Below are 22,638 nucleotides of genomic sequence, written 5' to 3'. Positions count from 1 at the left end.
TGCTATTATCGCCAGCCTTTGTTGAAAACAATTCGCACCTAGCGCAATAGCGGCCAGACCCATGATCAGACAACGCACCCTGAAGAACATCATCCGCGCCACGGGTATCGGCCTGCACTCCGGGGAGAAGGTTTACCTGACCCTGAAGCCGGCTCCGGTGGATACCGGCATCGTGTTCCGTCGTACCGACCTCGACCCTGTGGTGGAGGTGAGGGGGCACGCCCTGAACGTCGGTGAGACCACCATGTCGACCACCCTGGTCAATGGTGATGTCAAGGTGGATACGGTAGAGCACCTGCTTTCGGCCATGGCTGGCCTGGGCATCGATAACGCCTACGTCGAGCTCTCTGCCTGTGAAGTACCGATCATGGATGGTAGTGCGGGCCCCTTTGTTTTCCTGATTCAGTCGGCTGGTCTGCAAGAGCAGGACGCCCCCAAGAAGTTCATCCGCATCACCCGTGAAGTGACCGTGACGGACGGCGACAAGCGCGCCACCTTCGTTCCGTTCGATGGCTTCAAGGTAAGTTTCGAGATCGACTTCGATCACCCGGTATTCCACGACCGTACCAAGACCGCGAGTGTGGATTTTTCCAGCACTTCGTTCGTCAAGGAAGTCAGCCGTGCCCGCACCTTCGGTTTCATGCGTGATATCGAATTCCTGCGTTCGCACAACCTGGCGCGCGGCGGCAGCGTGGACAATGCCATCGTGGTGGACGAAGACGGCGTGCTCAACGAAGACGGCCTGCGTTACGAGGACGAATTCGTCAGGCACAAGATTCTCGATGCGATCGGTGACCTCTATCTGCTCGGCAACAGCCTGATCGGCGAGTTCCGCGGCTACAAATCCGGCCATGGCCTGAACAACCGTCTGCTGCGAGCCTTGATCGCACAGCCGGATGCCTGGGAAATGGTGACGTTCGAAGACGCCGACACTGCTCCGATCTCTTACATGCGCCCGGCTGCGGCGGTGTAAGGCACACTCTCTCTGCTTTTATGTACTTCAGGGCCACCTTCGGGTGGCCTTTTTTTTATTCCAGTTGTTTTCACCCGACAAACGGCCGCCAGCCGCCAGGCCGTTTGGCATCAGCCGCTTGGCTAGATAGGGTCGTCATTTTTATGGCGGCTATGGTTGGCGCTCGTAACGGGCTGCCAGACTTTACGAATCGCTGCGCCGGCGATGGCTCGCCAGGCGCTCGAGTGCCGCCTTTAGACGTGGGTCGCTGACCCCATCGGCGGTTTCCTGAATGCTGTCGGCGGCACTCTCGGATAGCTCGAATGGCCTTGCGACCTCGCGTTTCTCGCCGCTTGGAGGTTGCACCTTGAAGAGGATTTTCGTTAAGGTCGCGAACGTTTCGAGCGCCTGCAACTGCCTTTGCAGGCGTCTTTGCTGATAGCGCAGCCGCGTGGCCCAGTGGCCATCGGTGACGATCAGCAGCAGGCAGCCCTCACGCCACGATGCCACGCGACAGTGTTCACGGGCGGCGGGTTGTAGCTGGCTTTCCACCACCTGTTGCAAGTGGTCGATGCGTTGAGCCTGGTTGAACAGGGCTTTCAGCGGCTTCGCCTCGCGCAGGAGTACGGCGGGCGCCTTGGCCGGCAAGGGACGAAAACTCATGGCAGGAAGCCTGCAACGTTTTGGGGACCGCCATGGTAGCAGAACCTCTGCTGGCCACCCCGGTTCCACTTTTTTCAGATGGGGATGTCATGCACATCATTTTGCTCAGCCGACGCCATGGCGCCGCGCGCTCGCTCAGCCTCGATCTGCGCTGGCTGTTGGCCGGCCTGGCACTGTTGACCGTGCTGGCGGTCGGCGGCGGCGCGGCGCTGGGCGCGTGGATGGCGCCGCATTCGGTACCGGTGCTCGACAGCGCGGTGGTCAGCCAGGCGCTCGATGCCCAGCGTGATGAAGTCGGCGCAGTGCGCATCCACGCTCAGCGCCAGCTCGACGCCTTCGCCGCCCATGTCGCCGAATTGCAAGCGCGCCTGACCCGCCTCGATGCCCTGGGTGAACGGCTCACCGAGCTGGCCGAGCTGGATGCCAGCGAATTCGATTTCTCCCTGGGGGTAGGGCAGGGTGGGCCCGAAGAGCCCATCGGCGGTGCGGCCTATGCGCCGCCACCGTTCATGAGCACCCTGGACGAACTGGCCCTGCGCATGGACAGCCGCGAGCAGCAGCTCGAAGTACTCGAACAATTGCTCGCCGACCGGCGTCTCGACGAGGCGACCATGCTCTCTGGCCACCCGGTGCTGCAGGGCTACGTATCATCACCCTTCGGTCGGCGGGTCGACCCCCTGACCGGCCGTATCAGCGTGCACAAGGGCGTGGATTTCGCCGCCAAGGCGGGTAGCGACGTAGTAGCGGTGGGGGCGGGGGTGGTGACCTTCGCCGGGCGGCGCAACGGCTACGGCAACACGGTTGAAATCAGCCATGCCGATGGCTACGTCACCCTGTATGCGCACAACCGCAGCAACAGCGTGCAGGTTGGCGACCTGGTCCAGCGTGGCCAGGTGATCGCCACTGTCGGCAGCACCGGGCGCTCGACCGGCAATCATGTGCACTTCGAAGTCAGCCGTAACGGTGAACTGGTCAATCCCCACAGCTACATCGCACGCGTCAGCGACCAGCCCTGACGGAGCCGGCCCAGACCGGCCCGAACCCTGCCGATGGCCCTGTGCCAATCGCGCTGCTTTCTTCAATTCCGTTTCCGGGTAGAATGCCCCCTTCGCACGCAGCCATAAGGGCTGCATGGGCGACTCACGGGGCCGCCCTCCATTCATAGCGTGGAAGATCCTGTCGATATGTTTGCGCCTTTGTTGAAAAAACTCTTTGGAAGCAAGAACGAGCGTGAAGTCAAACGCATGCTCAAGGCGGTTCAGGCCGTCAATGCATTCGAGGAGCAGATGCTCGCGCTCTCCGATGAGCAACTGCGTGCCAAGACCGAAGAATTCAAGGCCCGCCTGGCCAAAGGCGAAACCCTGGATCAACTGCTGCCCGAAGCCTTCGCCGTGGCCCGTGAGGCCGGCAAGCGGGTGATGGGCATGCGCCACTTCGACGTCCAGCTGATTGGCGGCATGACCCTGCACGAAGGCAAGATCGCCGAGATGCGTACCGGTGAGGGCAAGACCCTGGTCGGTACCCTGGCGGTCTACCTCAATGCCCTGGAAGGCAAGGGCGTGCACGTGGTGACGGTCAACGACTACCTGGCTCGCCGCGACGCCAACTGGATGCGCCCGCTGTATGAGTTCCTTGGCCTGTCGGTGGGTATCGTCACGCCGTTCATGCCGCCGGAAGAGAAGCGTGCGGCCTATGCCGCCGACATCACCTACGGCACCAACAACGAATTCGGCTTCGACTACCTGCGCGACAACATGGCGTTCAGCGTCGAAGAGAAATTCCAGCGCGAGCTGAATTTCGCGGTGATCGACGAAGTCGACTCGATCCTTATCGACGAAGCCCGTACCCCGCTGATCATCTCCGGCCAGGCCGAAGACAGCTCGAAGATGTACACCGAGATCAACAAGCTGATTCCTCGCCTCAAGCAGCACATCGAGGAAGAGGAAGGCGTGGTCACTCAGGAAGGCCACTACAAGGTCGACGAGAAGAGCCGCCAGGTCGAACTCAACGAGGAAGGTCACCAGATCATCGAGGACATGCTCACCCAGGCCGGCCTGCTGGCTGAAGGCGAGAGCCTCTACTCGGCGCACAATCTGGGCCTGCTGACCCATGTGTATGCCGGCCTGCGTGCCCACACCCTGTTCCATCGCAACGTCGAGTACATCGTGCAGAACGGCCAGGTGATCCTGATCGACGAGCACACCGGGCGTACCATGCAGGGTCGTCGCCTGTCCGAAGGCCTGCACCAGGCCATCGAAGCGAAGGAAGGCGTGCAGATCCAGGCCGAGAGCCAGACCCTGGCCTCGACCACCTTCCAGAACTACTTCCGCCTGTACAACAAGCTGGCCGGTATGACCGGTACCGCGGATACCGAGGCCTTCGAATTCCACCAGATCTACGGTCTGGACGTGATGGTCATCCCGACCAACAAGCCCATCGCGCGTAAGGACTTCAACGACCTGGTCTACCTGACCCAGGAAGAGAAGTACGCGGCGATCATCAATGACATCAAGGAGTGCCAGGCCCAGGGCCGGCCCGTGCTGGTCGGTACCGCGACCATCGAGACCTCCGAGTACATGTCGCGCCTGCTCGAGCAGGAAGGCATCGAGCACAAGGTGCTCAACGCCAAGTTCCACGAAAAGGAAGCCGAGATCATCGCCCAGGCCGGTCGCCCGGGTGCGCTGACCATCGCCACCAACATGGCCGGTCGTGGTACCGACATCCTGCTCGGCGGCAACTGGGAAGTGGAAGTCGCGGCGCTGGAAAACCCAAGCGACGAGCAGATCGCGCAGATCAAGGCCGACTGGCAGAAGCGTCACCAGCAGGTGCTGGAGTCCGGCGGTTTGCACGTGATCGCCTCCGAGCGTCACGAATCCCGGCGTATCGACAACCAGTTGCGTGGCCGTGCCGGCCGCCAGGGCGATGCCGGTTCGAGCCGCTTCTACCTGTCGCTGGAAGACAGCCTGATGCGCATCTTCGCCTCCGATCGGGTGAAGAATTTCATGAAGGCCCTGGGCATGCAGCCGGGCGAGGCCATCGAGCATCGCATGGTCACCAATGCCATCGAGAAGGCGCAGCGTAAGGTCGAAGGTCGCAACTTCGACATGCGCAAGCAGTTGCTCGAATACGATGACGTGGCCAACGAGCAGCGCAAGGTTATCTACCACATGCGCAACACCTTGCTGACCGCCGACAACGTGGGCGAGACCATCGAGGACTTCCGCAAGGAAGTGTTGGACAGCACCATCAATGCCCACATGCCGCCGCAGTCGCTGCCCGAGCAATGGGACATCGCCGGCCTGGAGGAGGCGCTGTACGCCGGCTTCAACCTGCGCCTGCCGATCCAGCAATGGCTCGACGAAGACTCCAAACTGTACGAAGACACCCTGCGCGAGCGCATCCTCAAGGAACTGGTGGACGCCTACAACGAGAAGGAAACCCAGGCCAGCGCCGAAGCCCTGCGGACCTTCGAGAAGCAGATCCTGCTGCGTGTGCTCGACGACCTGTGGAAAGACCACCTGTCGACCATGGACCACCTGCGCCACGGCATCCACCTGCGCGGCTACGCCCAGAAGAACCCGAAGCAGGAGTACAAGCGCGAGTCGTTCACCCTGTTCCAGGAACTGCTGGACTCGATCAAGCGCGACGCCATCCGCGTGCTCTCCCACGTGCAGGTGCGCCGCGAAGACCCAGCCGAAGAAGAAGCGCGCCTGCGTCGCGATGCCGAGGCACTGGCCCAGCGCATGCAGTTCCAGCACGAAGAGGTTTCCGCGCTCGAAGAGCCTGATGCCGACGGCCAGGAAAACGGTGATGTCGCCGTGGCCGCTACGCCGGTAAGGGCTGAGCAGAAAGTCGGTCGCAATGAGCTGTGCCCATGCGGGTCTGGCAAGAAGTACAAGCACTGCCACGGTCAGATCAACTGAGAACCTGCCCACGACTGGCTGCGCGTCGGCCCTGCCGGATTGGAAACAGCCCGGTCGGAAAGCCGCTTGCGGCTAACGCACCTGGTGCGGCCGCGACGGGGCGAATGAAGCGAGCAATGCTCATGTACAGCCGTACACTCCGCGTCCTCGCCTGTGTTGGCTTTGCAGGGCTCTAGCTCGCAAGGTCGTGAACTGGTTCTGATCCTGAGCTTGCTGTAACGTCCAAACGCCGCGAAGGGTTCAGCCTTTCGCGGCGTTTTCGCATCGAACATGCTGTGCACATCAACCTAATTCGAGGAGCTCTCCCATGGCTGTTGGTCTTGGCCCGCTGTCTACCCTGCATCCGGTTCCAGGTTTCGAGCTGGGCATCGCCTCTGCCGGCATCAAGCGCCCAGGGCGCAAGGATGTGGTGGTGATGCGCTGCGCCGAAGGCAGCAGTGTGGCCGGCGTGTTCACCCTCAATGCGTTCTGCGCGGCGCCGGTGATCCTGGCCAAGAAACGCGCCTCCGGCAGCGTGCGTTACCTGCTGACCAATACCGGCAATGCCAATGCCGGCACCGGCGAGCCAGGCCTGCACAATGCCATGCGCACCTGTGCCAGCCTGGCCCGCCTGGCGGGTGTGGAGGAAACCGAAGTGCTGCCGTTCTCCACCGGGGTGATCGGCGAGCCGCTGCCGGTCGAGAAGATCGAAGGTGCGTTGCAGGCTGCGCTGGACAACCTCGCCGAAGACAACTGGGCCGATGCCGCCACCGGCATCATGACCACCGATACCCTGCCCAAGGGCGCCAGCCGCCAATTCACCCATGAGGGCGTGACGGTAACCGTGACCGGCATCAGCAAGGGCGCTGGCATGATCAAGCCAAACATGGCCACCATGCTCGGCTACATCGCCACCGACGCCAAGGTCGCCCAGGGCGTGTTGCAGGACCTGTTGCGCGACGCGGCGAACAAGTCGTTCAACCGCATCACCATCGATGGCGACACCTCCACCAACGATTGCTGCATGCTGATCGCCACCGGCCAGGTAGCCCTGCCGGAAATCACCCAGGCCAGTGGCGCACTGTTCGCGGCGCTCAAGCAGGCGGTGTTCGAGGTGTGCATGGAGGTGGCCCAGGCCATCGTGCGTGACGGTGAAGGCGCCACCAAGTTCGTCACCGTGCAGGTCAACGGCGGTGCGACCCACCAAGAGTGCCTGGACGTCGGCTATGCGGTGGCCCATTCGCCGTTGATCAAGACTGCGCTGTTCGCCTCCGACCCCAACTGGGGGCGCATCCTCGCCGCTGTCGGCCGTGCCGGCGTGGCACAACTGGATGTCAGCAAGATCGACGTGTTCCTGGGCGAGGTGTGCATCGCCAGCAAGGGCTGTCGTGCTGCCAGCTACACCGAGGAGCAGGGCGCAACGGTGATGGCCGAGGAGGAAATCACCATCCGCATCGAGTTGGGCCGTGGTACCTGCAGCGAGACCATCTGGACCACCGACCTGTCCCACGAATACGTGAAGATCAACGCCGAATACCGCACCTGATGCTGCCGGCCGCTACCACGGCGGCTGGCCGGTATCGTCCATTCCGCTCGCGCATGGCCCCATGAGCGAGCGGAATTTGCCTTGCCGGCAGCCAACGGCGAAGCTGTCGCTCTGTTCCTTCTGACCGCTGGAGAAATAGATGTCGCTCGAATTGGTGATAGGCAACAAGAACTACTCGTCTTGGTCGTTGCGCGGCTGGCTGCTGGTCGAGCTGAGCGGTGCGGCTTACCAGGAGACCCTGGTGCCGCTGTTTCGTGCCGACACCCACGCGCGCTTGCTGGAACACTCGCCGACCGCCAAGGTGCCGGTGCTCAAGTGGGATGCCGGGGTGATCTGGGATTCCCTGGCGATCGCCGAGTACCTGGCCGAGCGCTTTCCTGAAGCCGCCATGTGGCCGCGTGATGTCGCGGCACGCGCCATGGCCCGCTCGGTGTGTGCGGAAATGCACAGCGGTTTCGGCGCACTGCGCAGCCACATGCCGATGGACATGCAGCGTAATGCGCCACTGGCCAGCGTGACGGATGACGTCAAGCATGACATCCAGCGCATCGTCGCCATCTGGACAGGCTGCCGCGAGCGCTTCGGCCAGGGCGGCCCCTATCTGTTCGGGGAGGTCAGCATCGCCGATGCCTACTTTGCCCCGGTGGCCAGTCGGCTGCGCAGCTACGGCGTGCAACTTCCGGCAGAGGCCGCGGCCTACGTGGAGACCATTTTTCAATGGCCGGCGTTCCAGCGCTGGCTGCAGGCAGCCTTGAAGGAGTGAATGTGAAGCGCGTGCACGTAGCGGCAGCGGTAATCCGCGGTGAAGATGGCCGGATCCTGATCGCCAGGCGCCCGGATGACAAACACCAGGGCGGGCTCTGGGAGTTTCCCGGCGGCAAGGTGGAGGAGGGCGAGGCCGTCCTCGCGGCGCTGTCGCGCGAACTGCACGAGGAGCTGGGCATCATCGTGAGCGCTGCGCGACCGCTGATTCAGGTGCGTCACGACTACGCCGACAAGCACGTGCTACTGGATGTCTGGGAAGTCAGCCGCTTCACCGGCGAGCCCCACGGCGCCGAAGGTCAGCCGCTGGCCTGGGTCGGTCCACGGCAATTGAGCGACTATGAATTTCCTGCCGCCAACCGCCCGATCGTCGCGGCTGCTCGGCTGCCCGAGCATTACCTGATCACCCCGGAAGGCTTGGACGGCCCCGAGCTGCTGGCTGGGGTGCGTGCTGCCGTCGCCAATGGCATCCGCCTCATTCAACTGCGGGCGCCGGCGATGTTCGATGCCCAGTACCGCGACATCGCCGTGGACGTGCAGGGGCTCTGCGCCGGCAAGGCGCAACTGATGCTCAAGGGCCCCCTGGAGTGGCTGGGCGACTTCCCGGCTGCCGGCTGGCACCTGACCGCCGAGCAGCTGCGCAAGTACGCGGGCAACGGCCGTCCGTTGCCCGAAGGGCGCTGGCTGGCCGCCTCCTGCCATAGTGCCGAAGAACTCGAACTGGCCACCCGGATCGGCGCCGACTTCGTCACTCTGTCGCCACTGCAGGCCACCGAAACTCATCCCCAGGCCCAGCCATTGGGCTGGGAGCGGGCGAGCGAACTGCTGCAGGGCTTCAACCAGCCGTGCTATCTGCTCGGCGGCGTCGGCCCGCAGCACCTTGAGCAGGCCTGGCAGGCCGGTGCCCAGGGCGTTGCCGGGATTCGCGCATTCTGGCCCGAGCGGCAGCGCTGACCCCCCGCGCTTGTATGGCCACGCCGTAGCGCCTACCCTGCGGCGTCCTGTTTTCGAGTGATATAAGGCCCATGGCCTCGGTTCTGAATGTCATCCTGCCAGTTTTCGCGCTGATTCTCGCCGGCTTCGCCTGCCGGCGCCTGGGTCTGCTCGGCGCCACCGCTGCCTCCGAGATCAACCGTATGGTGGTTTGGCTGTGTCTGCCGGCGCTGCTGTTCGAGGCGATGGCCACCGTGGTGTGGGACGAGATCTGGCAGCCCGGGTTCATCCTCGCCTATGGCATCGCCACCCTGGGGCTCTTCGCCCTGGTGCTGCTCGGCTGCCTGCGCCGCACCGGCAGCCTGGCCGACGCCAGCGTGCGCGGGCTGAGCGCCTCCTATGCCAATACCGGCTATATGGGCATTCCGCTGTGCCTGCTGGTGTTCGGCGATGCCGGCATGGAGCCGGCGCTGATCGCCTGCCTGATCGTCATCTGCGTGCTGTTCGCCCTGGCGGTGGTGTGCATCGAAGTGGGCCTGCAGAACGAAAAGAGCGTGCTGGCCGCGGTGCGCAAGGTTCTGCTCGCGCTATTGAAGAACCCCATCGTCATGGCGCCGCTGCTCGGCGGCCTATGGGCGGCGACGGCGCAGCCACTGCCGGCGCCCCTGCACCAGTTCCTCAAATTGCTCGCTGCCGCCACCGGGCCCTGCGCATTGATCGCCTTGGGGCTGTTTCTGGCCCATAAGCAACCCGGACCCAGATCGCACGGTACCGGCCTGGTACTGATCAAGCTGGTCGCTCATCCGTTGATCACCTGGGCATTGGCCGTCTACGTGTTTCGCCTGCCGCCGATGTGGGCGCACGCCGCATTGCTGCTCAGCGCATTGCCGACCGGTACCGGGCCCTTCATGCTCGCCGAGTTCTATCGCCGCGATGGCGCCGAGGTGTCGAGCACCATTCTGTTGTCGACGCTGGGCTCGCTGCTGACGCTGTCGATCTGCCTCTACCTGATCGCGCCCTGAGCGCCGCGCCTGGAGCCTCCCTATGCCACCATCCGATCAGCCGACCCTGCGCCCCAGCACCCTGCACCTGCCGGCCGGCGATTGGACGAGCGTGCTCGACTGCCTGTGCGCGCACTTCCCGGCGATTTCACGGGATGTCTGGCTCGAGCGTATGGCCCGCGGTCGGGTGTTGGATGCCGATGGCGCACCGATCGGTGTCGATCACCCCTATCGGGTCGGCCTGCGCGTGCATTATTTCCGTGAGGTGCCCGCCGAGCCGACGATCCCCTTCGAGGAAGCCATCCTGCACCTCGACGAGCACCTGCTGGTCGCCGACAAGCCGCATTTCCTGTCGGTGATGCCGGCCGGCGCCTATGTCGAGCAGACCCTGCTGGCTCGGCTGGTCAGGCGCACCGGCAATGCCGACCTGGTGCCCTTGCACCGCATCGACCGGCATACCGCCGGGCTGGTGCTGTTTTCCAGCAACCCCCAGACCCGCGGGCGCTACCAGGCAATGTTTCGCGAGCGCGCCATCGACAAGCGCTACGAGGCGCTGGCGGCGCCTTTACCGAATCTGCAGTTTCCCGTCGTGCGTGAGACGCGCTTCGAGGCGGGGGAGCCGTTCTTTCGCATGCGCGAGATGCCGGGCGTAGCCAACACCTGTACGCGTATCGAGGTGATCGAGAAGCGCGGCGAGCACTGGTTGTATGGTCTCGAACCGGTCACCGGCAAGAAGCACCAGCTGCGCGTGCATATGGCCGCGCTTGGCGCGGCGATTCTCAATGACCCGTTCTATCCCGAGGTGAGTTGCGCCGAGGGTGAGCCTGACGACTACCAGCGTCCGCTCAAGTTGCTGGCACGTGGGCTGACGTTCAGCGACCCGCTGACAGGCGAGCCGAGATCTTTCGAGAGCCGCCTCAGCCTTTGACGGCGGCCTGCCAGAGCACTTCGTCGATGCCCTGGCGCATGGCGATCAACCTGGCAGCCACGAACAGCAGGTCGGACAGCCGATTGATATAGGCCAGCAGCTCGCCGCGCAGTGGCTCGCTGGCATGCAGCTGGCCGCAGCGCCGCTCGGCGGTACGCGCGCTGCTGCGGCACAGGTGGGCCTGGGCGATCAGCTTTGATCCCCCAGGCAGGATGAAGTTGGTGAGCGGGCCGACTTCCTCGTTCCAGCGGTCGATGACCGCCTCCAGGCGCTCGATCTCGGCAGCCTGCAGGGCGTGGTATTCAGGCATGGCCAGCTCACCGCCGAGGTCGAACAGGCGGTGCTGACAGGGCGCGAGCACCTCGACCAGCTCGCCAAGGCCCGGGCAGCCCGCCCGCTCCTCGGCCAGGCAGGCGATCAGCAGGCCGAGCTGGCTGTTGAGCGTATCCACTTCGCCGATGGCTTCGATGCGTGGGTGATCCTTGGCGACCCGGCGGCCGTCGGCCAGGCCGGTTTGCCCGGCATCGCCGGTGCGTGTGTAGATTTTCGAGAGTCGGTAGCCCATGGGGTCTCCGGTAATCAGTTGCCCACACCCAGCGGCAGGCGCAGGGTGAAGCAGGTGCCCTGGCCGGTGCGCGAGTGCACCTCCATCTGGCCCTTGTGGTTGTTGGTGACGATGAAGTACGACACGGAAAGCCCCAGGCCGGTGCCCTGGCCGACTTCCTTGGTGGTGAAGAACGGCTCGAAGATGCGCTTGCGCACCGCTTCCGGAATGCCCACGCCGTTGTCCTCGACCTGCACCTCGGCCCAGGGCGGCGCCAGGCGGGTGCGCAGGATCAGCTTGCCGGGCTGGCTTTCGTCATCGCGCAAGTGGATGGCCTGGGCGGCGTTCTTCAACAGGTTGAGCAGCACCTGTTCCAGTTCGTTGGCGATGCCGGGAACCGGCCCCAGCTGCGGGTCGAACTCGCGCTGGATCAGCAGGCTCTTGAAGTCGAAGCTTTCGGTCAGGTCGAAGTCGTTGCTGGCGATCTCCACCGCCTGGTCGATCAGCGCCGGCAGCTGGCAGGGCGCCAGTTGGCGGTTGCTCAGGCGGCTGAAACTGAGCATGTGGGTGACGATCTTCGAGGCCCGCGCGCCGGCCTGCTGGATGCCGTCGAGCAGCATGGGAATTTCCCGGGCGCTCAGGTAGCGGTCGATGGCCGGCAGGCTGACGCCGGCCAGTTCGGCTTGCTCCTGGTTGCGCGGCAGCTCCGGCGACAGGCGCCGGCGGATGTTCTGCACGTTGTGCAGGATGGCGCCCAGCGGGTTGTTGATCTCGTGCGCCATGCCGGCCGCCAGGCCGCCCACGGAAAGCATCTTCTCGGACTGCACCATGACCTCTTCGAGATTCAGGCGCTGGGTGATGTCGTCGATTCGGATCACCACACCACGGCCGATGCTGCCGATCAGCGGATAGAAGGTCAGGGCGTAGTGGTGGGGCTCGTCATCGCGAATCCAGGTGACGCGTTCGATCTTCTCGACCCGGTGCTGCTCGGCTGTGCGCTTGAGCTTGGACAGGTAGGGCTTGAGCAGCGGAAAGGCGAGAAACACCGGCTGGTTCACCGCTTCGTCGATGGAGGTGCCAGACAGTGCGCTGGCCTCCTGATTCCACTGCGCAACATAGAGCTGCTCGTCCAGGGCGATCAGCGCCGAGGGCATGGAGTCAATGATGCTGTTGAGGTAGTTCTGGAAGCCCGTGAGCTTCTTCTCGATCTTGCTGCGTACCTGCACTTCGAGTTCCAGCTTGCGGTTCGACAGGCGGGTTTCCTCGGCCAGACCGCGGGCCTGGTTGTAGGCTTCTTCGGAGTCGTCGCGGGCGCGTTTGAGCTGCTGCTCGCGGGCCTCGATGCGTTCGAGCATGGTATTGAACGCTTCGGCCAGGCTGCCGATTTCATCGCGGTTGCCGCGCCGCGCGCGCAGTGAGTAGTTCTCTTCGCGAGTGACCTGGCGGGTGAGTTCCTCGAGGCGTTTGATCGGGCTGGTGACCAGGCGGCGGATCTGCCGCGCCACCAGCAGCCAGAGCACCAGACTGAAGCCGAGAATCACCAGGCTGGCGGTGACGGTGCCGGTGTAGAAGGCGCCCGGCAGTTCGCTGGAGGCGACCAGCAGCAGGTGCCCGGGCGGAGCCTCGCCCTGGGGCAGCTCGATCAGCTGGTTGGCGCGAAATTCGCCGATGCGCCAGTGGTCCAGGGCATCGACCTGGGTGGGCAGCTCGAGTTTTTCGCCGCGCTGCAGCTGCGCCAGGCTGTTGCCCTCGGCGTCGTAGATCACCGCGGCGCGCAAGGGGGCGTAGCCATCCAGGCGTTTGAGCAGCTCATGGGCTGCCTCGGGCGAGCGCAGGGCTTCGCGGCTCAGCGCCGGGGTGGCGATCAGCCGGCCGAGGGTCTGCAGCGCCTGGGGCGCAACGCTCTCCTGGGAAATCCAGTAGGCCGCACTGATGAAGGTCATGTTGGCGACGATCAGCACGGCTGTCAGCAGGACCAGCAGGGCGGCGAGCAGCTTTCGGCCAACGGGCAGGTTCTTCAGGCGGTGGCGCAGGCGCATTGGCGTTTGTCGTGGTGGCAGGTGAGGGCGCAGGTTAGCGCGTGACTCAATAGCGCGGCAATCCGTGGCGGTCCAGGTGGGCGAGCAGGCGCCGCTGCACGGCCTGCAGATGCGCCATCGGCAGGCCGGTACCCTCAGCCGCCGCGCAGGCATAGCCGAGCAGGTAGCTGATTTCGGTGCGCCGGCCAGCGGTCACGTCCTGGTACATGGACGAGTAGTTGGCCGCCGTGGCCTCGATCACCCGCCACACCTCGTGGTGCAGGTCTTGCGCTGCTTCGGGCTGGCCACAGGCGGTCAGCAACGTGACCAGCTCGTCGCAAAGCGCCTCGACTTCTTCGCGGTGCGCCGCCAGTTCGCCATTGCGGCAGCCATACAGCACGGTCAACGGGTTGATGGCGCAGTTGAGCGCCAGCTTGCGCCACAGCCGCGCCAGAATGTCCGGGCTCCAGGTATGTGGGATCTGGCTGCGTTGCAGCTCGTCCAGCCAGGCTGGGGGCGTGGCATCGAGTGGATCGCCAAGCCAGGTATGACCCTGACCGGCGAACACCACGCGCCAGTCGCCATCGCGAAAGGCTCCCTCGGTGCTGGAGGCCGGCAGGCAGCGTTGGTCGGGTAGCTGCCGCGCGACTTCGTCCTGGCTACCGAGGCCGTTCTGCAACAGGATCACCTCTGCCCCCGGTGCCAGGCGATGGGCGACGGCGGCAATCGCTTCGGCGGCGTCATAGGCCTTGCAGGCCAGCAGCAGGCGGGCGATGGGCGCCGGGTCGTCCAAGTCGCTGGCGGCGATGGCGTGCAGGGTGGTCTGGCCCCCTTCGACCAGGGTCAGGCCGCCTGCCTGGCGGTAGGCGGCCAGGCGCTGCGGGGTGCGCAGAATCAGCTGTACCGGCACGCCGGCGCGCAACAGACGGACCGCCCACAGGCTGCCCAGGCTGCCGGCACCGAGTACGTGCCAGCTCATGGTCGGGGCAGGCGCACCGCAGTGACGCGGCCACTGGCGTGGGCCTCGGGAAGCAGGCGGCTGGCCAGATCGACCAGTTGCTGCTGTTCCATCGGCATGGCCTTGCTGTCCAGGCCGACCACGGCAATGCCGGCCTTGAGGCTGATGAAGCCCTCGCTGGTCTTGAAGGCCTTGAGGTTGAGCCCCTCGTGCAGGCGCTTGAAACTGCTTGGCGAGCACTCCTGCAGGTCATCGAGCAGGGTGATCAGCGCGAAGTGGCGGTCGTCCAGGCTGACCAGCACGTCCAATGGGCGCACCAGCTGCTGCAGGCGACGGGCCACGCTGCGTAGCAGCTCGTTATAAAAGGTCTTGCCGTGGCGGGTGCCCAGTTCGTCGGCGCCCTGCAGGCCGATCAGCAGGTAGCACAGCGCGCCTCCGCGCGATTCCACCTGGCGCAGGCTGTCCGCCATCTTCTGCCTCAGGTAGCGGGTGTTGCCCAGGCCGGTCAGCGGGTCGACCAGGTTGCGCTCTTCCAGGCTGGCGATGTTCTGCACCAGCAGGGCGTTTTCCTGGAGCAGGCGCTGCAGGGTGCTGCACAGGCGTTCGGCGGCGAACACGCGTGGCAGCAGCTGCTCATTCATGGCCGATTTGCTGATGAAGTCATCGACGCCGCGGTCGAAGGCTTCATTGAGCACGTTCTCGCCTTCCTTGCCGGTGAGCAGAATGATGTAGGTGTAGTGCTCGGCCGCCTCGTCAAGCTGGCGCACCCGTCCGGTCAGCTCCAGGCCGTCCATTTCGGGCATCAGCCAGTCGGCCAGCAGCACGCTGGCCGGGCGTTGTTCGAGGTTGCTGATGGCTTCGGCAGCACTGCTGGCGAAGCGTACATCCTGATATCCAGCCTGGCTCAGCGCACGGCCGATCATGGCGCTGGAGAACTTGGCGTCGTCCACCACCAGAATACTGAGATGGGGGTTGGGCATTTATGGCACTCGCTGGCAAGAAAACGGGTCGAGGGAGGGGAGTAACCAATACAACGCCGAGCGGTCTGTATCAGAGCGGATATAATGATCGCGCCAATTTTATCGTCAAGCCATCCGCGCGATTTGCGCAGAACTTATTCACGATGTCGCGAACTGGCGCCCAGCACGATGCGGTTCGCATCGCTGCACTGGTGGCTGCCGGCAAGCGAATCGCGAAGCGGTGCTGCCCGGTCGCGCTTTATATCAGGAGCAATTGCATGCCCTCGTTCGACGTGGTGTCGGAGCTGGACAAACACGAACTCACCAATGCCCTGGATAACGCCGGCAAGGAGCTGGAACGGCGTTTCGACCTGCGCGGCAAGTGCAGTTTCGAAACCAAGGACAAGGCGGTGACGCTGACCGCCGAAGCGGATTTCATGCTCGAGCAGATGCTCGACATCATTCGGGGTTGCCTGATCAAGCGCAAGATCGACAGTCAGTGCATGGAGACCAAGGACCCCTACGCTTCCGGCAAGGTGGTCAAGCAGGAGGTCGAGTTCCGCGAAGGTATCGACAAGGAGCTGGCCAAGAAGATTGTCGCCCATATCAAGGACGCCAAGCTCAAGGTGCAGGCCGCCATCCAGGGCGAGCAGGTGCGGGTCACTGGCAAGAAGCGCGACGACCTGCAGGAGTGCATCGCCTCACTGCGTGGCAAGGATTTCGGCATGCCCCTGCAGTACAACAACTTCCGCGACTGATGCAGCGGGGTTTATTGAACCCCAGGGAAACCCCGGCGTCGCAATTTGTAACCGCCCGTGCAAACGCCATGGCCCGCCATGGCGTTTTCGTTTGAATTGCTAGAAGGAATACCTGATGGATATGAGCATCGACCAACTGGTCGTCATGTCGCAGGCCTGGATCCCGGTATTGCTGCAGTACAGCGGCAAGCTGGCCCTGGCCATCGTCACCCTGCTGATTGGCTGGTGGCTGATCAGCAAGCTGACCAGCAAGGTCAGTGCGCTGATGGATGGTCGCAGGGTCGACCGTGCGCTGAGCAGCTTTATCGGCAGCCTGGCGAGCATCGTGCTCAAGGTGCTGCTGATCATCAGCGTGGCATCCATGATCGGCGTGGAAACCACCTCGTTTATCGCGGTAATCGGTGCGGCCGGCCTGGCCATCGGCCTGGCGTTGCAGGGCAGCCTGGCGAACTTCGCCGGCGGCGTGCTGATCATGCTGTTCCGCCCGTTCAAGGCGGGAGACTTCATCGAGGCCCAGGGCGTTTCCGGCTCGGTGGACTACATCCAGATCTTCCACACCGTGCTGCGCACCGGCGACAACAAGGTGGTGATCGTGCCCAACGGCACGCTGTCCAACGGCATCATCACCAACCATTCGCGACAGAACACCCGCCAGGTGCTGTACGACGTGAAGCTCGATTACGACGCCGATCTGGCCAAGGCCCGCGAGGTCCTGCTGGAACTCTCCAAGGACGCCCGCGTGCATCAGGAGCCGGCCCCGGTGGTGGTGGTGGCCAACCTGGCTGAAACCTCGATCAACCTGTCGCTGCGCATGTGGACGGCCGCCGGCGATTACTGGCCGGTGATCTTCATGCTCAACGAAAACGTGCGTGATCGCCTGCGTGCCGTCGGCGTGGAGCTGGCGCAGCCGCCGCGCATGGTGCAGATGGTGCAGCAGGGCAAGGCGGGCTGAGCCTTCGCAAGCCATGAAAAAGCCGACGTGAGTCGGCTTTTTCATGGGCATCATTCCTGTTTCGGCGGCTCGTCGACGGGTAGCGCAGCGGCCCGGTTGCCCTGGCGATGCCACTGCAACAGGATCAGCAGCAGGGTCGGTACCCCCATCAGGGCGGTGATCAGGAAGAAGTCCGCATAGCCGAACTTCTCCACCAGCACGCCGGAATAGCCACCGATCAGGCGCGGCAGCAGCAGCATGATGGAGCTGAGCAAGGCGTACTGGGTGGCCGAGAACTTCAGATTGGTGAGGCTCGACAGGTAGGCCACGAAGGCTGCCGTGGCCAGGCCGGAGCTGAAGTTGTCCGCCGAAATGGTGAAGATCAGCATCTGCAGGTTGGCGCCCATGCCGGCGAGCGCCATGAACAGCAGGTTGGTGGCCGCCGAGGCTGCACCGCCGATGAACAGGATCGGCATGATGCCGAAGCGCACGATCAACAGGCCGCCGGCGCCGGCACCGACCAGGGTCATGATCAGCCCGAACAGCTTGCTGACGCTGGCGATCTGATCCTTGGTGAAGCCCTGATCAATGTAGAACACGTTGGCCATCACGCCCATCACCGTGTCGGACATGCGGTAGGTGGCGATCAGCCCGAGCAACAGCAGCGCCTGCCAGCGATAGCGCAGGATGAAGTCGTTGACCGGCGTGAGCACCGGCGCCAGGCCGCGGCGGCCCATGGATGACAGGCACAGTGTGGTGAGGATGGTGTAGAGGATGGCGCGCAGAAAGGCACGGTCCTCGAGCAGCAGATCCAGCAGGGTGGCCTCGCCGGTCACCAGGCTGGGGAAGTCGGTGTTGTAAAGCTGGGTGAACATAGCCGGTACCGACACCAGCAGGACGATCAGCACCAGCACCGAAGCGATCTGGTGACTGAAGCCATACTTGGCGGCGGCCAGCTGGGTCTTCATGGACACCGCCGGCTCTTTCATCCACAGGCTGGTCAACAGGCCCGGCAGCATCAGCAGCGCGAACAACAGATAGGTGCCGGCCCAGGCGGCGTGCTGGTAGAGCAGAGTGGTCGACCCCAGCCCCTCGGCGACGTACAGCGCACCGGCGGTGGCCAGCAGCGCGGCAACCCGGTAGCCGGCCATGTAGCTGGCGGCGAGGGCGGCCTGACGGGTGTCGTCGACGATCTCCAGGCGGTAGGCGTCGACGGCGATATCCTGGGTGGCCGAGGCAAAGGCCACCAGCACGGCCAGGGCGATCAGCCAGGTCAGGTGGGTGTGCGGGTCGCACAACGCCATGCCGGCCAGGCCGATGGCGATCAGGATCTGCGACAGCACCAGCCAGGAGCGCCGCCTGCCGAGCTTGCCCAGCAGCGGCAGGCGCCATTGATCGAGCAGCGGCGACCACACCCACTTGAAGGCGTAGGCCAGGCCGATCAGGCTGGCGAAACCGATGGTTTCCCGCGCCACGCCGGCTTCGCGCAGCCACACCGACAGGGTCGAGAACACCAACATGTAGGGCAGGCCGGCGGCGAACCCAAGCACCAGAAGAACCAGTGTCGAGGGGCTGGAGTAGGCGGCGATCGCGTCGCGCCAGCTTTTACGATGCATTGAAGGGGGTCGGCCTGGAGGGAGAAAGCATGAACAAGTGGCGCACTCTAGGGGCTAGGGTCGGGTCAGTGCAAGCCGGTTGCGCCAGGCGCGTCGAGTCTCATGCCTCGTGCTCCAGGGGCCGCCAGCCGTGACGTCGGATATCCACCCGACCATTGTGGGATAGCACCCCTTCGACGCGCAATCGGGCACGTTGTTCAACCCCGCTCGGCGAGTCGGCCGCCAGGCTCAAGCGGCCGCCGGAGGCGACCACGCGATGCCAGGGCAGGGCGGTGCCATCGGGTAGCTGGCCGAGGGTGCGACCCACCCAACGCGCGGCGCGGCCCAGGCCCGCCAGTGCGGCCAGCTCGCCATAGGTGACCACCTTGCCGGGCGGCACCTGGGCCAGCGCCAGGTACAGCGCGTCACGGCGAGCCTGCTGGTCAACTTCGGCCAGCGGGGCGCTGTAATCGGATTGTCGTGTTGGCATGGCAGGCTCCTGGCTCCGCGCGGTTAGCAGGCCGCTAAAACATTATCTACGTTGCCGGCGCGTCGTTAAAAACAACCTCGCGTGCGAGCCCCGGGCTAGGCGCCCCCGCCCAGGCCTCGCCGACGTTTTGCAACGGCCTGCTAGGGCCTCGATGAACTAGAAGCATTTCCGTCGGTCATTTCTTGCTCAAATATTGGGTATGCGGATAATGCCCGATTTCCTGCGAACCGGAGCGATAGCGTCCGCTTATGTTTACTCGTACCTTGTTGTGCCTGGGCCTCAGCGTGGCAGCCACGCCGTTGATGGCCGATACCGTGTGGATGAAGAACGGCGACCGCCTGACCGGAACCATCAAGGTTCTCGACGGTGGCAAGCTTCTGCTGGAAACCGATTACGGTGGTTCCATTCCGCTGGACTGGAAAAAGATCGCCACCCTCGACAGTGATCGCGAGCTGCTGGTCAAGGAGAACGACATTACCGGTGAGCGCGCCAAGTCACTGCAGGCCGCCGAAGCCGGCAAGGTGATTCTGGCCAATGGCGATGCGCCGAAGACCGTCGAACTGGCCAGCATCAAGCAGATCATGAAGCCCAAGCCCTTTGTCGAAGACTTCATGTGGAAGGGCAACGTCGACGTGGCGATGGATTACAAGCGCGCCGAGAGCGACACCGATGACTACGATGTCGACCTCAAGACCCAGGCCCGGCATGGCAAGTGGCGTCACAATGCGACGGTCGACTACAACCGTGAACTGCGCAACGACGTGGTCAGCACCGACAACTGGGGCACCGAATACGCGCTGGACCGCTTTCTGGATGAGCAATGGTTCTGGCAGGGGCGCCTGGAGTACAAGCGCGACAAGATCGAAGACCTCGAGCGTCAGCGCACCATCGGTACCGGTCCGGGTTACCAGTTCTGGGATAACGAGCTGGGTGCATTTTCGGTGGCCGGCCTGCTCAACCGATCCGATTACCAGTACGCCAACGGTGAGAAAGACAACTTTTATGCCATCAGTATGCGCTGGGACTACAACCGTTACCTGATCGGCAAGACCTTCGAGCTGTTCAGCACCGGTGAGCTGGGCAAGCCGCTGGCCAGCGCCGCCGACTACGCGCTGGATGCCGAAGTGGGCCTGCGCTACAAGGTCACCGACTGGGCTTCGTTGAACATGAAGGCTTCCAAGGACCAAGTCAGTGGTTCGGAAGGCGACAAGGATGAAACCCGCTACACCATAGGTTTTGGGGTGGGTTGGTAACCCGGGTTATTGCAACGCTGAAATGAGCCCCGCCTGCGTGCGGGGCTTTTTTATGGCCGCATGGTTTGGGGAGAGTGTGGATTGACACCGGACTGGCAAGTTTGTGTGAGCCGTCGATAACTCGGCACCTTCCATTAGCGCGCTGCCTGGCCGGATGGGTTTCGCCCCTTACGGGCGACTCACTTTCTTTGCTTGTGCAAAGAAAGTAAGCAAAGAAACACACCCCTACATACGGCCCCGGCTGCGCCGAGGTTCCCTCGCTCCATCACCACTCCAGGGGCCCGCTGCGAAGGGCCATCCCTGGCCCATCGCAGCTCTCGCGACATCCATGTCGCTCAACCCCTTACGCGGCGATTCCACTCGGCCTCCTGAAGGGGACTTGGGCGTCGCCTGTTCGATCGCAACTCGAGAGCAAAGCAAAAACAGACGCCGCTGAGCTTGAGCCCGTGGAAATCTTGCAAGCTCGCGCTCCGGTCCCGTCAGGAGGCCGAGTGGAGGTGTTGCGTAGGGGAGCGAGCCGCATGGATGCGGCGAGAGGCTTAATGGGCCAGGGACGGCCCATGTAAGCCGGCCCCCGGAGCGGCGCCGGAGCGAGGGGAGTTTCGCGCAGCGAAACCCGGATGTCGGGGTGCCCTTCTTTGGCACACCTTTCTTGGGCAAGCAAGAAAGGTGTGGCGCCCGTAAGGGGCGCAACACAAAGGGTCAGTAGACGCGGTAATGGAGAGTGCCAAGCCAGTAAGTGATACGCACACAAACTTGCCAGTCCGGCGTCAAGCCTATCCTCCCCGCGAAAATGCGAAGAGTCTTTTTATCGCCGGCGTGCTACAGGCGCACGCCGCCGTCGAGTTCGAGAATGCGCCCGGTGAAGTACTCGTTCTCCAGCAGGAAGGCGATGGCGTGGGCGATCTCCTCAGGTTTGCCTAGGCGCTTGAGCGGAATCACCTCGGCCATCCGCTGCAGCGCCTCGGGCTTCATGCTGGCGACCATCTCGGTCTCGATGAAGCCGGGGGCCACGCCGGCCACGCGGATGCCGTAACGCGCCAGCTCGCGGGCCCAGACCACGGTGTCGGCGGCCACCGCAGCCTTGGCGGCCGAGTAGTTGGCCTGGCCGACATTGCCGGCCCGGGAAACCGAGGAAATATTGATGATTGCGCCGGTGTTCTGCAGCTCGATCATCTTCGCCGCCACCTCGCGAGTGCACAGGAACACCCCGGTCAGGTTGACGTCGATCACCGACTGCCACTGGGCCAGGCTCATCTTGCTCATTTCGCCGTCTTTGACCTTGATGGTCAGGCCGTCGCGCAGGATGCCGGCGTTATTGACCAGGCCGTTGATCGAGCCGAAATCCTCGGCGATCTGCGTGATGGTCTGGGTCACCTGCTCCTCGTTGGCCACGTTGCACAGGTAGGTGCGTGCCTGCACGCCCAGTGCGCGGCAGGCGGCAGCGGTTTCATCGAGCTTTTCCTGATTCAGGTCGACCAGTGCCAGGCGCACCCGGCGCTCGGCGAGGTATTCGGCCATGGCCCGACCAAGGCCTTGGCCACCACCGGTGATGATGATGACTTTATCGTGGAGTTGCATGCCAGTTCCCTTGCTTGAGAGTCGAACGGGATAGGCCGCCCGCCTGTAGTGATGCCGGTTCGTCAGGCGGTCGGTTGCGTACAGGCAGCAGCATAGAGTGCGACCAGGGCTGCGCACCAGCACGCTGTGGCCCGTTGCTCGGGTGGCGCAGGCGCTTTTCCAATATCCTGTAACAGCCTTGTGCCGTTCTTGAAAGCCGCGTGGCGTCTGCTGCGGAACGTGCCCGGCGTGGGCGAAGTCCAAGCTTCAGCTTGAATTAAGCGCAACACCCCATATTTCTCTCCTACTGGAAGGTGTTCTTCCGTCAAGGAAACCGCGATGCGCATTTTCATGTTGTTGTTCCTGCTGTTCCCGATCCTCGAGTTGGCCGTGCTGATCTCGGTGGGCAGCGCCATCGGCGTGCTGCCGACCATCGGCCTGGTGATCCTCACCTCGATCTTCGGTGGCCTGATGCTGCGCATCGCCGGTATCACCACCGCCTGGCGCGCCCGCGAGCGGCTGGCGCGTGGCGAAATGCCGGATCAGGAAGTGCTGCAGGGGCTGATGATGGCGGTCGGCGGTGGCCTGCTGTTGCTGCCGGGCTTTATCAGCGATGCCATCGGCATCCTCTGCCTGTTGCCGTTCACCCGCCGTTGGTTGGTCGAGCGCGTGCGCCAGCGCGCCGCCGAGCAGGCAGCGCGGCAACGGGCCTTCGCCGATGACCTGGCGGCGCGCAATGGCCAGCCCGGTTCGACCAAGCCGAACGTGCTCGAAGGCGAATACGAACGTCGCGACTGAGCGCCCTAGCGCCCTAGCGCCACGACCCCGGTCAGTCCCGTCTGGCCGGGGTTGTGCGTTTCTGACGGAAGGGTTTGTCGCGCGGTG

At 63.9% G+C, this 22,638-nt stretch carries 20 protein-coding genes; 12 read left to right on the top strand and 8 right to left on the bottom strand.

Annotated elements, in window-relative coordinates; translation table 11 throughout:
* The first annotated feature begins 61 nt into the window (after positions 1–61).
* Positions 62–973, top strand: coding sequence for a UDP-3-O-acyl-N-acetylglucosamine deacetylase (lpxC, locus tag BM154_RS05135; protein ID WP_074881287.1), 912 nt, complete (start codon positions 62–64; stop codon positions 971–973).
* A gap of 183 nt (positions 974–1,156) precedes the next feature.
* Here the strand turns inward: lpxC and BM154_RS05130 are convergent, their stop codons facing one another.
* Positions 1,157–1,615, bottom strand: coding sequence for a DUF721 domain-containing protein (locus BM154_RS05130; RefSeq protein WP_074881286.1), 459 nt, complete (start codon positions 1,613–1,615; stop codon positions 1,157–1,159).
* Between the two features lie 89 nt (positions 1,616–1,704).
* On the opposite strand from BM154_RS05130, the gene BM154_RS05125 reads away from it, so the two are divergent.
* From BM154_RS05125 to BM154_RS05095, 7 genes are all read left to right on the top strand, one after another.
* A complete protein-coding gene (locus BM154_RS05125; RefSeq protein ID WP_074882384.1) occupies positions 1,705–2,631 on the top strand; it encodes a M23 family metallopeptidase in 927 nt (308 codons plus the stop codon).
* Positions 2,632–2,799: 168 nt separating this feature from the next.
* Positions 2,800–5,538 carry a preprotein translocase subunit SecA gene (secA, locus tag BM154_RS05120; protein ID WP_074881285.1) on the top strand — a complete coding sequence of 913 codons (2,739 nt, stop codon included), beginning with the start codon at positions 2,800–2,802 and terminating at the stop codon, positions 5,536–5,538.
* A 307-nt stretch (positions 5,539–5,845) separates the two neighbouring features.
* Positions 5,846–7,063, top strand: a complete 1,218-nt coding sequence (gene argJ / locus BM154_RS05115; protein ID WP_074881284.1) for a bifunctional glutamate N-acetyltransferase/amino-acid acetyltransferase ArgJ — start codon at positions 5,846–5,848, stop codon at positions 7,061–7,063.
* A gap of 139 nt (positions 7,064–7,202) precedes the next feature.
* Positions 7,203–7,826 (top strand): glutathione S-transferase family protein, encoded by a 624-nt coding sequence (locus BM154_RS05110; RefSeq protein WP_074881283.1) that lies wholly within the window; start codon positions 7,203–7,205, stop codon positions 7,824–7,826.
* 2 nt (positions 7,827–7,828) lie between these two features.
* The gene (locus BM154_RS05105; RefSeq protein ID WP_074881282.1) at positions 7,829–8,779 is read left to right on the top strand and encodes a Nudix family hydrolase; all 951 of its coding nucleotides are present in this window, start codon (positions 7,829–7,831) and stop codon (positions 8,777–8,779) included.
* A 71-nt stretch (positions 8,780–8,850) separates the two neighbouring features.
* The gene (locus tag BM154_RS05100; RefSeq protein WP_074881281.1) at positions 8,851–9,780 is read left to right on the top strand and encodes an AEC family transporter; all 930 of its coding nucleotides are present in this window, start codon (positions 8,851–8,853) and stop codon (positions 9,778–9,780) included.
* Positions 9,781–9,802: 22 nt separating this feature from the next.
* Positions 9,803–10,687: an RluA family pseudouridine synthase gene (locus BM154_RS05095; RefSeq protein ID WP_074881280.1), complete on the top strand. Its 885-nt coding sequence runs from the start codon at positions 9,803–9,805 to the stop codon at positions 10,685–10,687.
* On the opposite strand, the gene BM154_RS05090 is transcribed toward BM154_RS05095, so the two are convergent.
* From BM154_RS05090 to BM154_RS05075, 4 genes are read right to left on the bottom strand one after another with little or no spacing between them, the layout of a single operon-like run.
* Entirely contained in the window at positions 10,677–11,252 is a 576-nt protein-coding gene (locus BM154_RS05090) for a cob(I)yrinic acid a,c-diamide adenosyltransferase (protein ID WP_074881279.1), read from the bottom strand. The two genes, BM154_RS05095 and BM154_RS05090, sit on opposite strands and share 11 nt — an antisense overlap.
* Before the next feature lie 14 nt (positions 11,253–11,266).
* A complete protein-coding gene (locus BM154_RS05085; RefSeq protein WP_074881278.1) occupies positions 11,267–13,270 on the bottom strand; it encodes a sensor histidine kinase in 2,004 nt (667 codons plus the stop codon).
* A 46-nt stretch (positions 13,271–13,316) separates the two neighbouring features.
* The gene (locus BM154_RS05080) at positions 13,317–14,228 is read right to left on the bottom strand and encodes a putative 2-dehydropantoate 2-reductase (RefSeq protein WP_074881277.1); all 912 of its coding nucleotides are present in this window, start codon (positions 14,226–14,228) and stop codon (positions 13,317–13,319) included.
* The gene (locus BM154_RS05075) at positions 14,225–15,187 is read right to left on the bottom strand and encodes a GGDEF domain-containing response regulator (RefSeq protein ID WP_074881276.1); all 963 of its coding nucleotides are present in this window, start codon (positions 15,185–15,187) and stop codon (positions 14,225–14,227) included. Before BM154_RS05075 ends, BM154_RS05080 begins: the two co-directional genes overlap by 4 nt.
* A gap of 257 nt (positions 15,188–15,444) precedes the next feature.
* Here BM154_RS05075 and BM154_RS05070 point away from each other — a divergent pair, with 257 nt between their 5' ends.
* Together BM154_RS05070 and BM154_RS05065 are read left to right on the top strand one after the other, a co-directional pair.
* Positions 15,445–15,924 (top strand): YajQ family cyclic di-GMP-binding protein, encoded by a 480-nt coding sequence (locus tag BM154_RS05070; RefSeq protein ID WP_074881275.1) that lies wholly within the window; start codon positions 15,445–15,447, stop codon positions 15,922–15,924.
* A 115-nt stretch (positions 15,925–16,039) separates the two neighbouring features.
* On the top strand, positions 16,040–16,876 hold the full coding sequence (locus tag BM154_RS05065) for a mechanosensitive ion channel family protein (protein WP_074881274.1): 837 nt from the start codon (positions 16,040–16,042) through the stop codon (positions 16,874–16,876).
* A gap of 50 nt (positions 16,877–16,926) precedes the next feature.
* Here BM154_RS05065 and BM154_RS05060 read toward each other — a convergent pair whose 3' ends face one another.
* Together BM154_RS05060 and BM154_RS05055 are read right to left on the bottom strand one after the other, a co-directional pair.
* Entirely contained in the window at positions 16,927–18,471 is a 1,545-nt protein-coding gene (locus BM154_RS05060; RefSeq protein ID WP_074881273.1) for an AmpG family muropeptide MFS transporter, read from the bottom strand.
* A gap of 100 nt (positions 18,472–18,571) precedes the next feature.
* The gene (locus BM154_RS05055) at positions 18,572–18,940 is read right to left on the bottom strand and encodes an MGMT family protein (RefSeq protein WP_074881272.1); all 369 of its coding nucleotides are present in this window, start codon (positions 18,938–18,940) and stop codon (positions 18,572–18,574) included.
* 248 nt (positions 18,941–19,188) lie between these two features.
* Here BM154_RS05055 and BM154_RS05050 point away from each other — a divergent pair, with 248 nt between their 5' ends.
* Positions 19,189–20,193: a DUF481 domain-containing protein gene (locus BM154_RS05050; RefSeq protein ID WP_074881271.1), complete on the top strand. Its 1,005-nt coding sequence runs from the start codon at positions 19,189–19,191 to the stop codon at positions 20,191–20,193.
* An 822-nt stretch (positions 20,194–21,015) separates the two neighbouring features.
* Here the strand turns inward: BM154_RS05050 and BM154_RS05045 are convergent.
* Entirely contained in the window at positions 21,016–21,774 is a 759-nt protein-coding gene (locus tag BM154_RS05045; RefSeq protein WP_074881270.1) for an SDR family oxidoreductase, read from the bottom strand.
* 318 nt (positions 21,775–22,092) lie between these two features.
* On the opposite strand from BM154_RS05045, the gene BM154_RS05040 reads away from it, so the two are divergent.
* Entirely contained in the window at positions 22,093–22,551 is a 459-nt protein-coding gene (locus BM154_RS05040) for an FxsA family protein (RefSeq protein ID WP_074881269.1), read from the top strand.
* The last annotated feature ends 87 nt before the right edge of the window (positions 22,552–22,638 follow it).

Origin of the sequence: Phytopseudomonas argentinensis (assembly GCF_900113905.1) — a bacterium.
In the GTDB taxonomy this organism is placed as follows: domain Bacteria; phylum Pseudomonadota; class Gammaproteobacteria; order Pseudomonadales; family Pseudomonadaceae; genus Aquipseudomonas; species Aquipseudomonas argentinensis.
The sequence above is the reverse complement of the archived record's forward strand: the minus strand, read 5'-3'. Positions and strand labels throughout refer to the sequence as shown.

Excerpts from the sequence above, each read along its gene's own strand:
- BM154_RS05075 (WP_074881276.1), bottom strand. The coding sequence starts at position 15,187 with ATGCCCAACCCCCATCTCAGTATTCTGGTGGTGGACGACGCCAAGTTC.
- argJ (WP_074881284.1), top strand. The coding sequence starts at position 5,846 with ATGGCTGTTGGTCTTGGCCCGCTGTCTACCCTGCATCCGGTTCCAGGT.
- BM154_RS05130 (WP_074881286.1), bottom strand. The coding sequence starts at position 1,615 with ATGAGTTTTCGTCCCTTGCCGGCCAAGGCGCCCGCCGTACTCCTGCGC.
- BM154_RS05050 (WP_074881271.1), top strand. The coding sequence starts at position 19,189 with ATGTTTACTCGTACCTTGTTGTGCCTGGGCCTCAGCGTGGCAGCCACG.
- BM154_RS05100 (WP_074881281.1), top strand. The coding sequence starts at position 8,851 with ATGGCCTCGGTTCTGAATGTCATCCTGCCAGTTTTCGCGCTGATTCTC.
- BM154_RS05070 (WP_074881275.1), top strand. The coding sequence starts at position 15,445 with ATGCCCTCGTTCGACGTGGTGTCGGAGCTGGACAAACACGAACTCACC.
- BM154_RS05095 (WP_074881280.1), top strand. The coding sequence starts at position 9,803 with ATGCCACCATCCGATCAGCCGACCCTGCGCCCCAGCACCCTGCACCTG.
- BM154_RS05065 (WP_074881274.1), top strand. The coding sequence starts at position 16,040 with ATGGATATGAGCATCGACCAACTGGTCGTCATGTCGCAGGCCTGGATC.
- BM154_RS05080 (WP_074881277.1), bottom strand. The coding sequence starts at position 14,228 with ATGAGCTGGCACGTACTCGGTGCCGGCAGCCTGGGCAGCCTGTGGGCG.
- BM154_RS05085 (WP_074881278.1), bottom strand. The coding sequence starts at position 13,270 with ATGCGCCTGCGCCACCGCCTGAAGAACCTGCCCGTTGGCCGAAAGCTG.
- BM154_RS05125 (WP_074882384.1), top strand. The coding sequence starts at position 1,705 with ATGCACATCATTTTGCTCAGCCGACGCCATGGCGCCGCGCGCTCGCTC.
- BM154_RS05055 (WP_074881272.1), bottom strand. The coding sequence starts at position 18,940 with ATGCCAACACGACAATCCGATTACAGCGCCCCGCTGGCCGAAGTTGAC.
- secA (WP_074881285.1), top strand. The coding sequence starts at position 2,800 with ATGTTTGCGCCTTTGTTGAAAAAACTCTTTGGAAGCAAGAACGAGCGT.
- BM154_RS05110 (WP_074881283.1), top strand. The coding sequence starts at position 7,203 with ATGTCGCTCGAATTGGTGATAGGCAACAAGAACTACTCGTCTTGGTCG.
- BM154_RS05090 (WP_074881279.1), bottom strand. The coding sequence starts at position 11,252 with ATGGGCTACCGACTCTCGAAAATCTACACACGCACCGGCGATGCCGGG.
- BM154_RS05045 (WP_074881270.1), bottom strand. The coding sequence starts at position 21,774 with ATGCAACTCCACGATAAAGTCATCATCATCACCGGTGGTGGCCAAGGC.
- lpxC (WP_074881287.1), top strand. The coding sequence starts at position 62 with ATGATCAGACAACGCACCCTGAAGAACATCATCCGCGCCACGGGTATC.
- BM154_RS05040 (WP_074881269.1), top strand. The coding sequence starts at position 22,093 with ATGCGCATTTTCATGTTGTTGTTCCTGCTGTTCCCGATCCTCGAGTTG.
- BM154_RS05060 (WP_074881273.1), bottom strand. The coding sequence starts at position 18,471 with ATGCATCGTAAAAGCTGGCGCGACGCGATCGCCGCCTACTCCAGCCCC.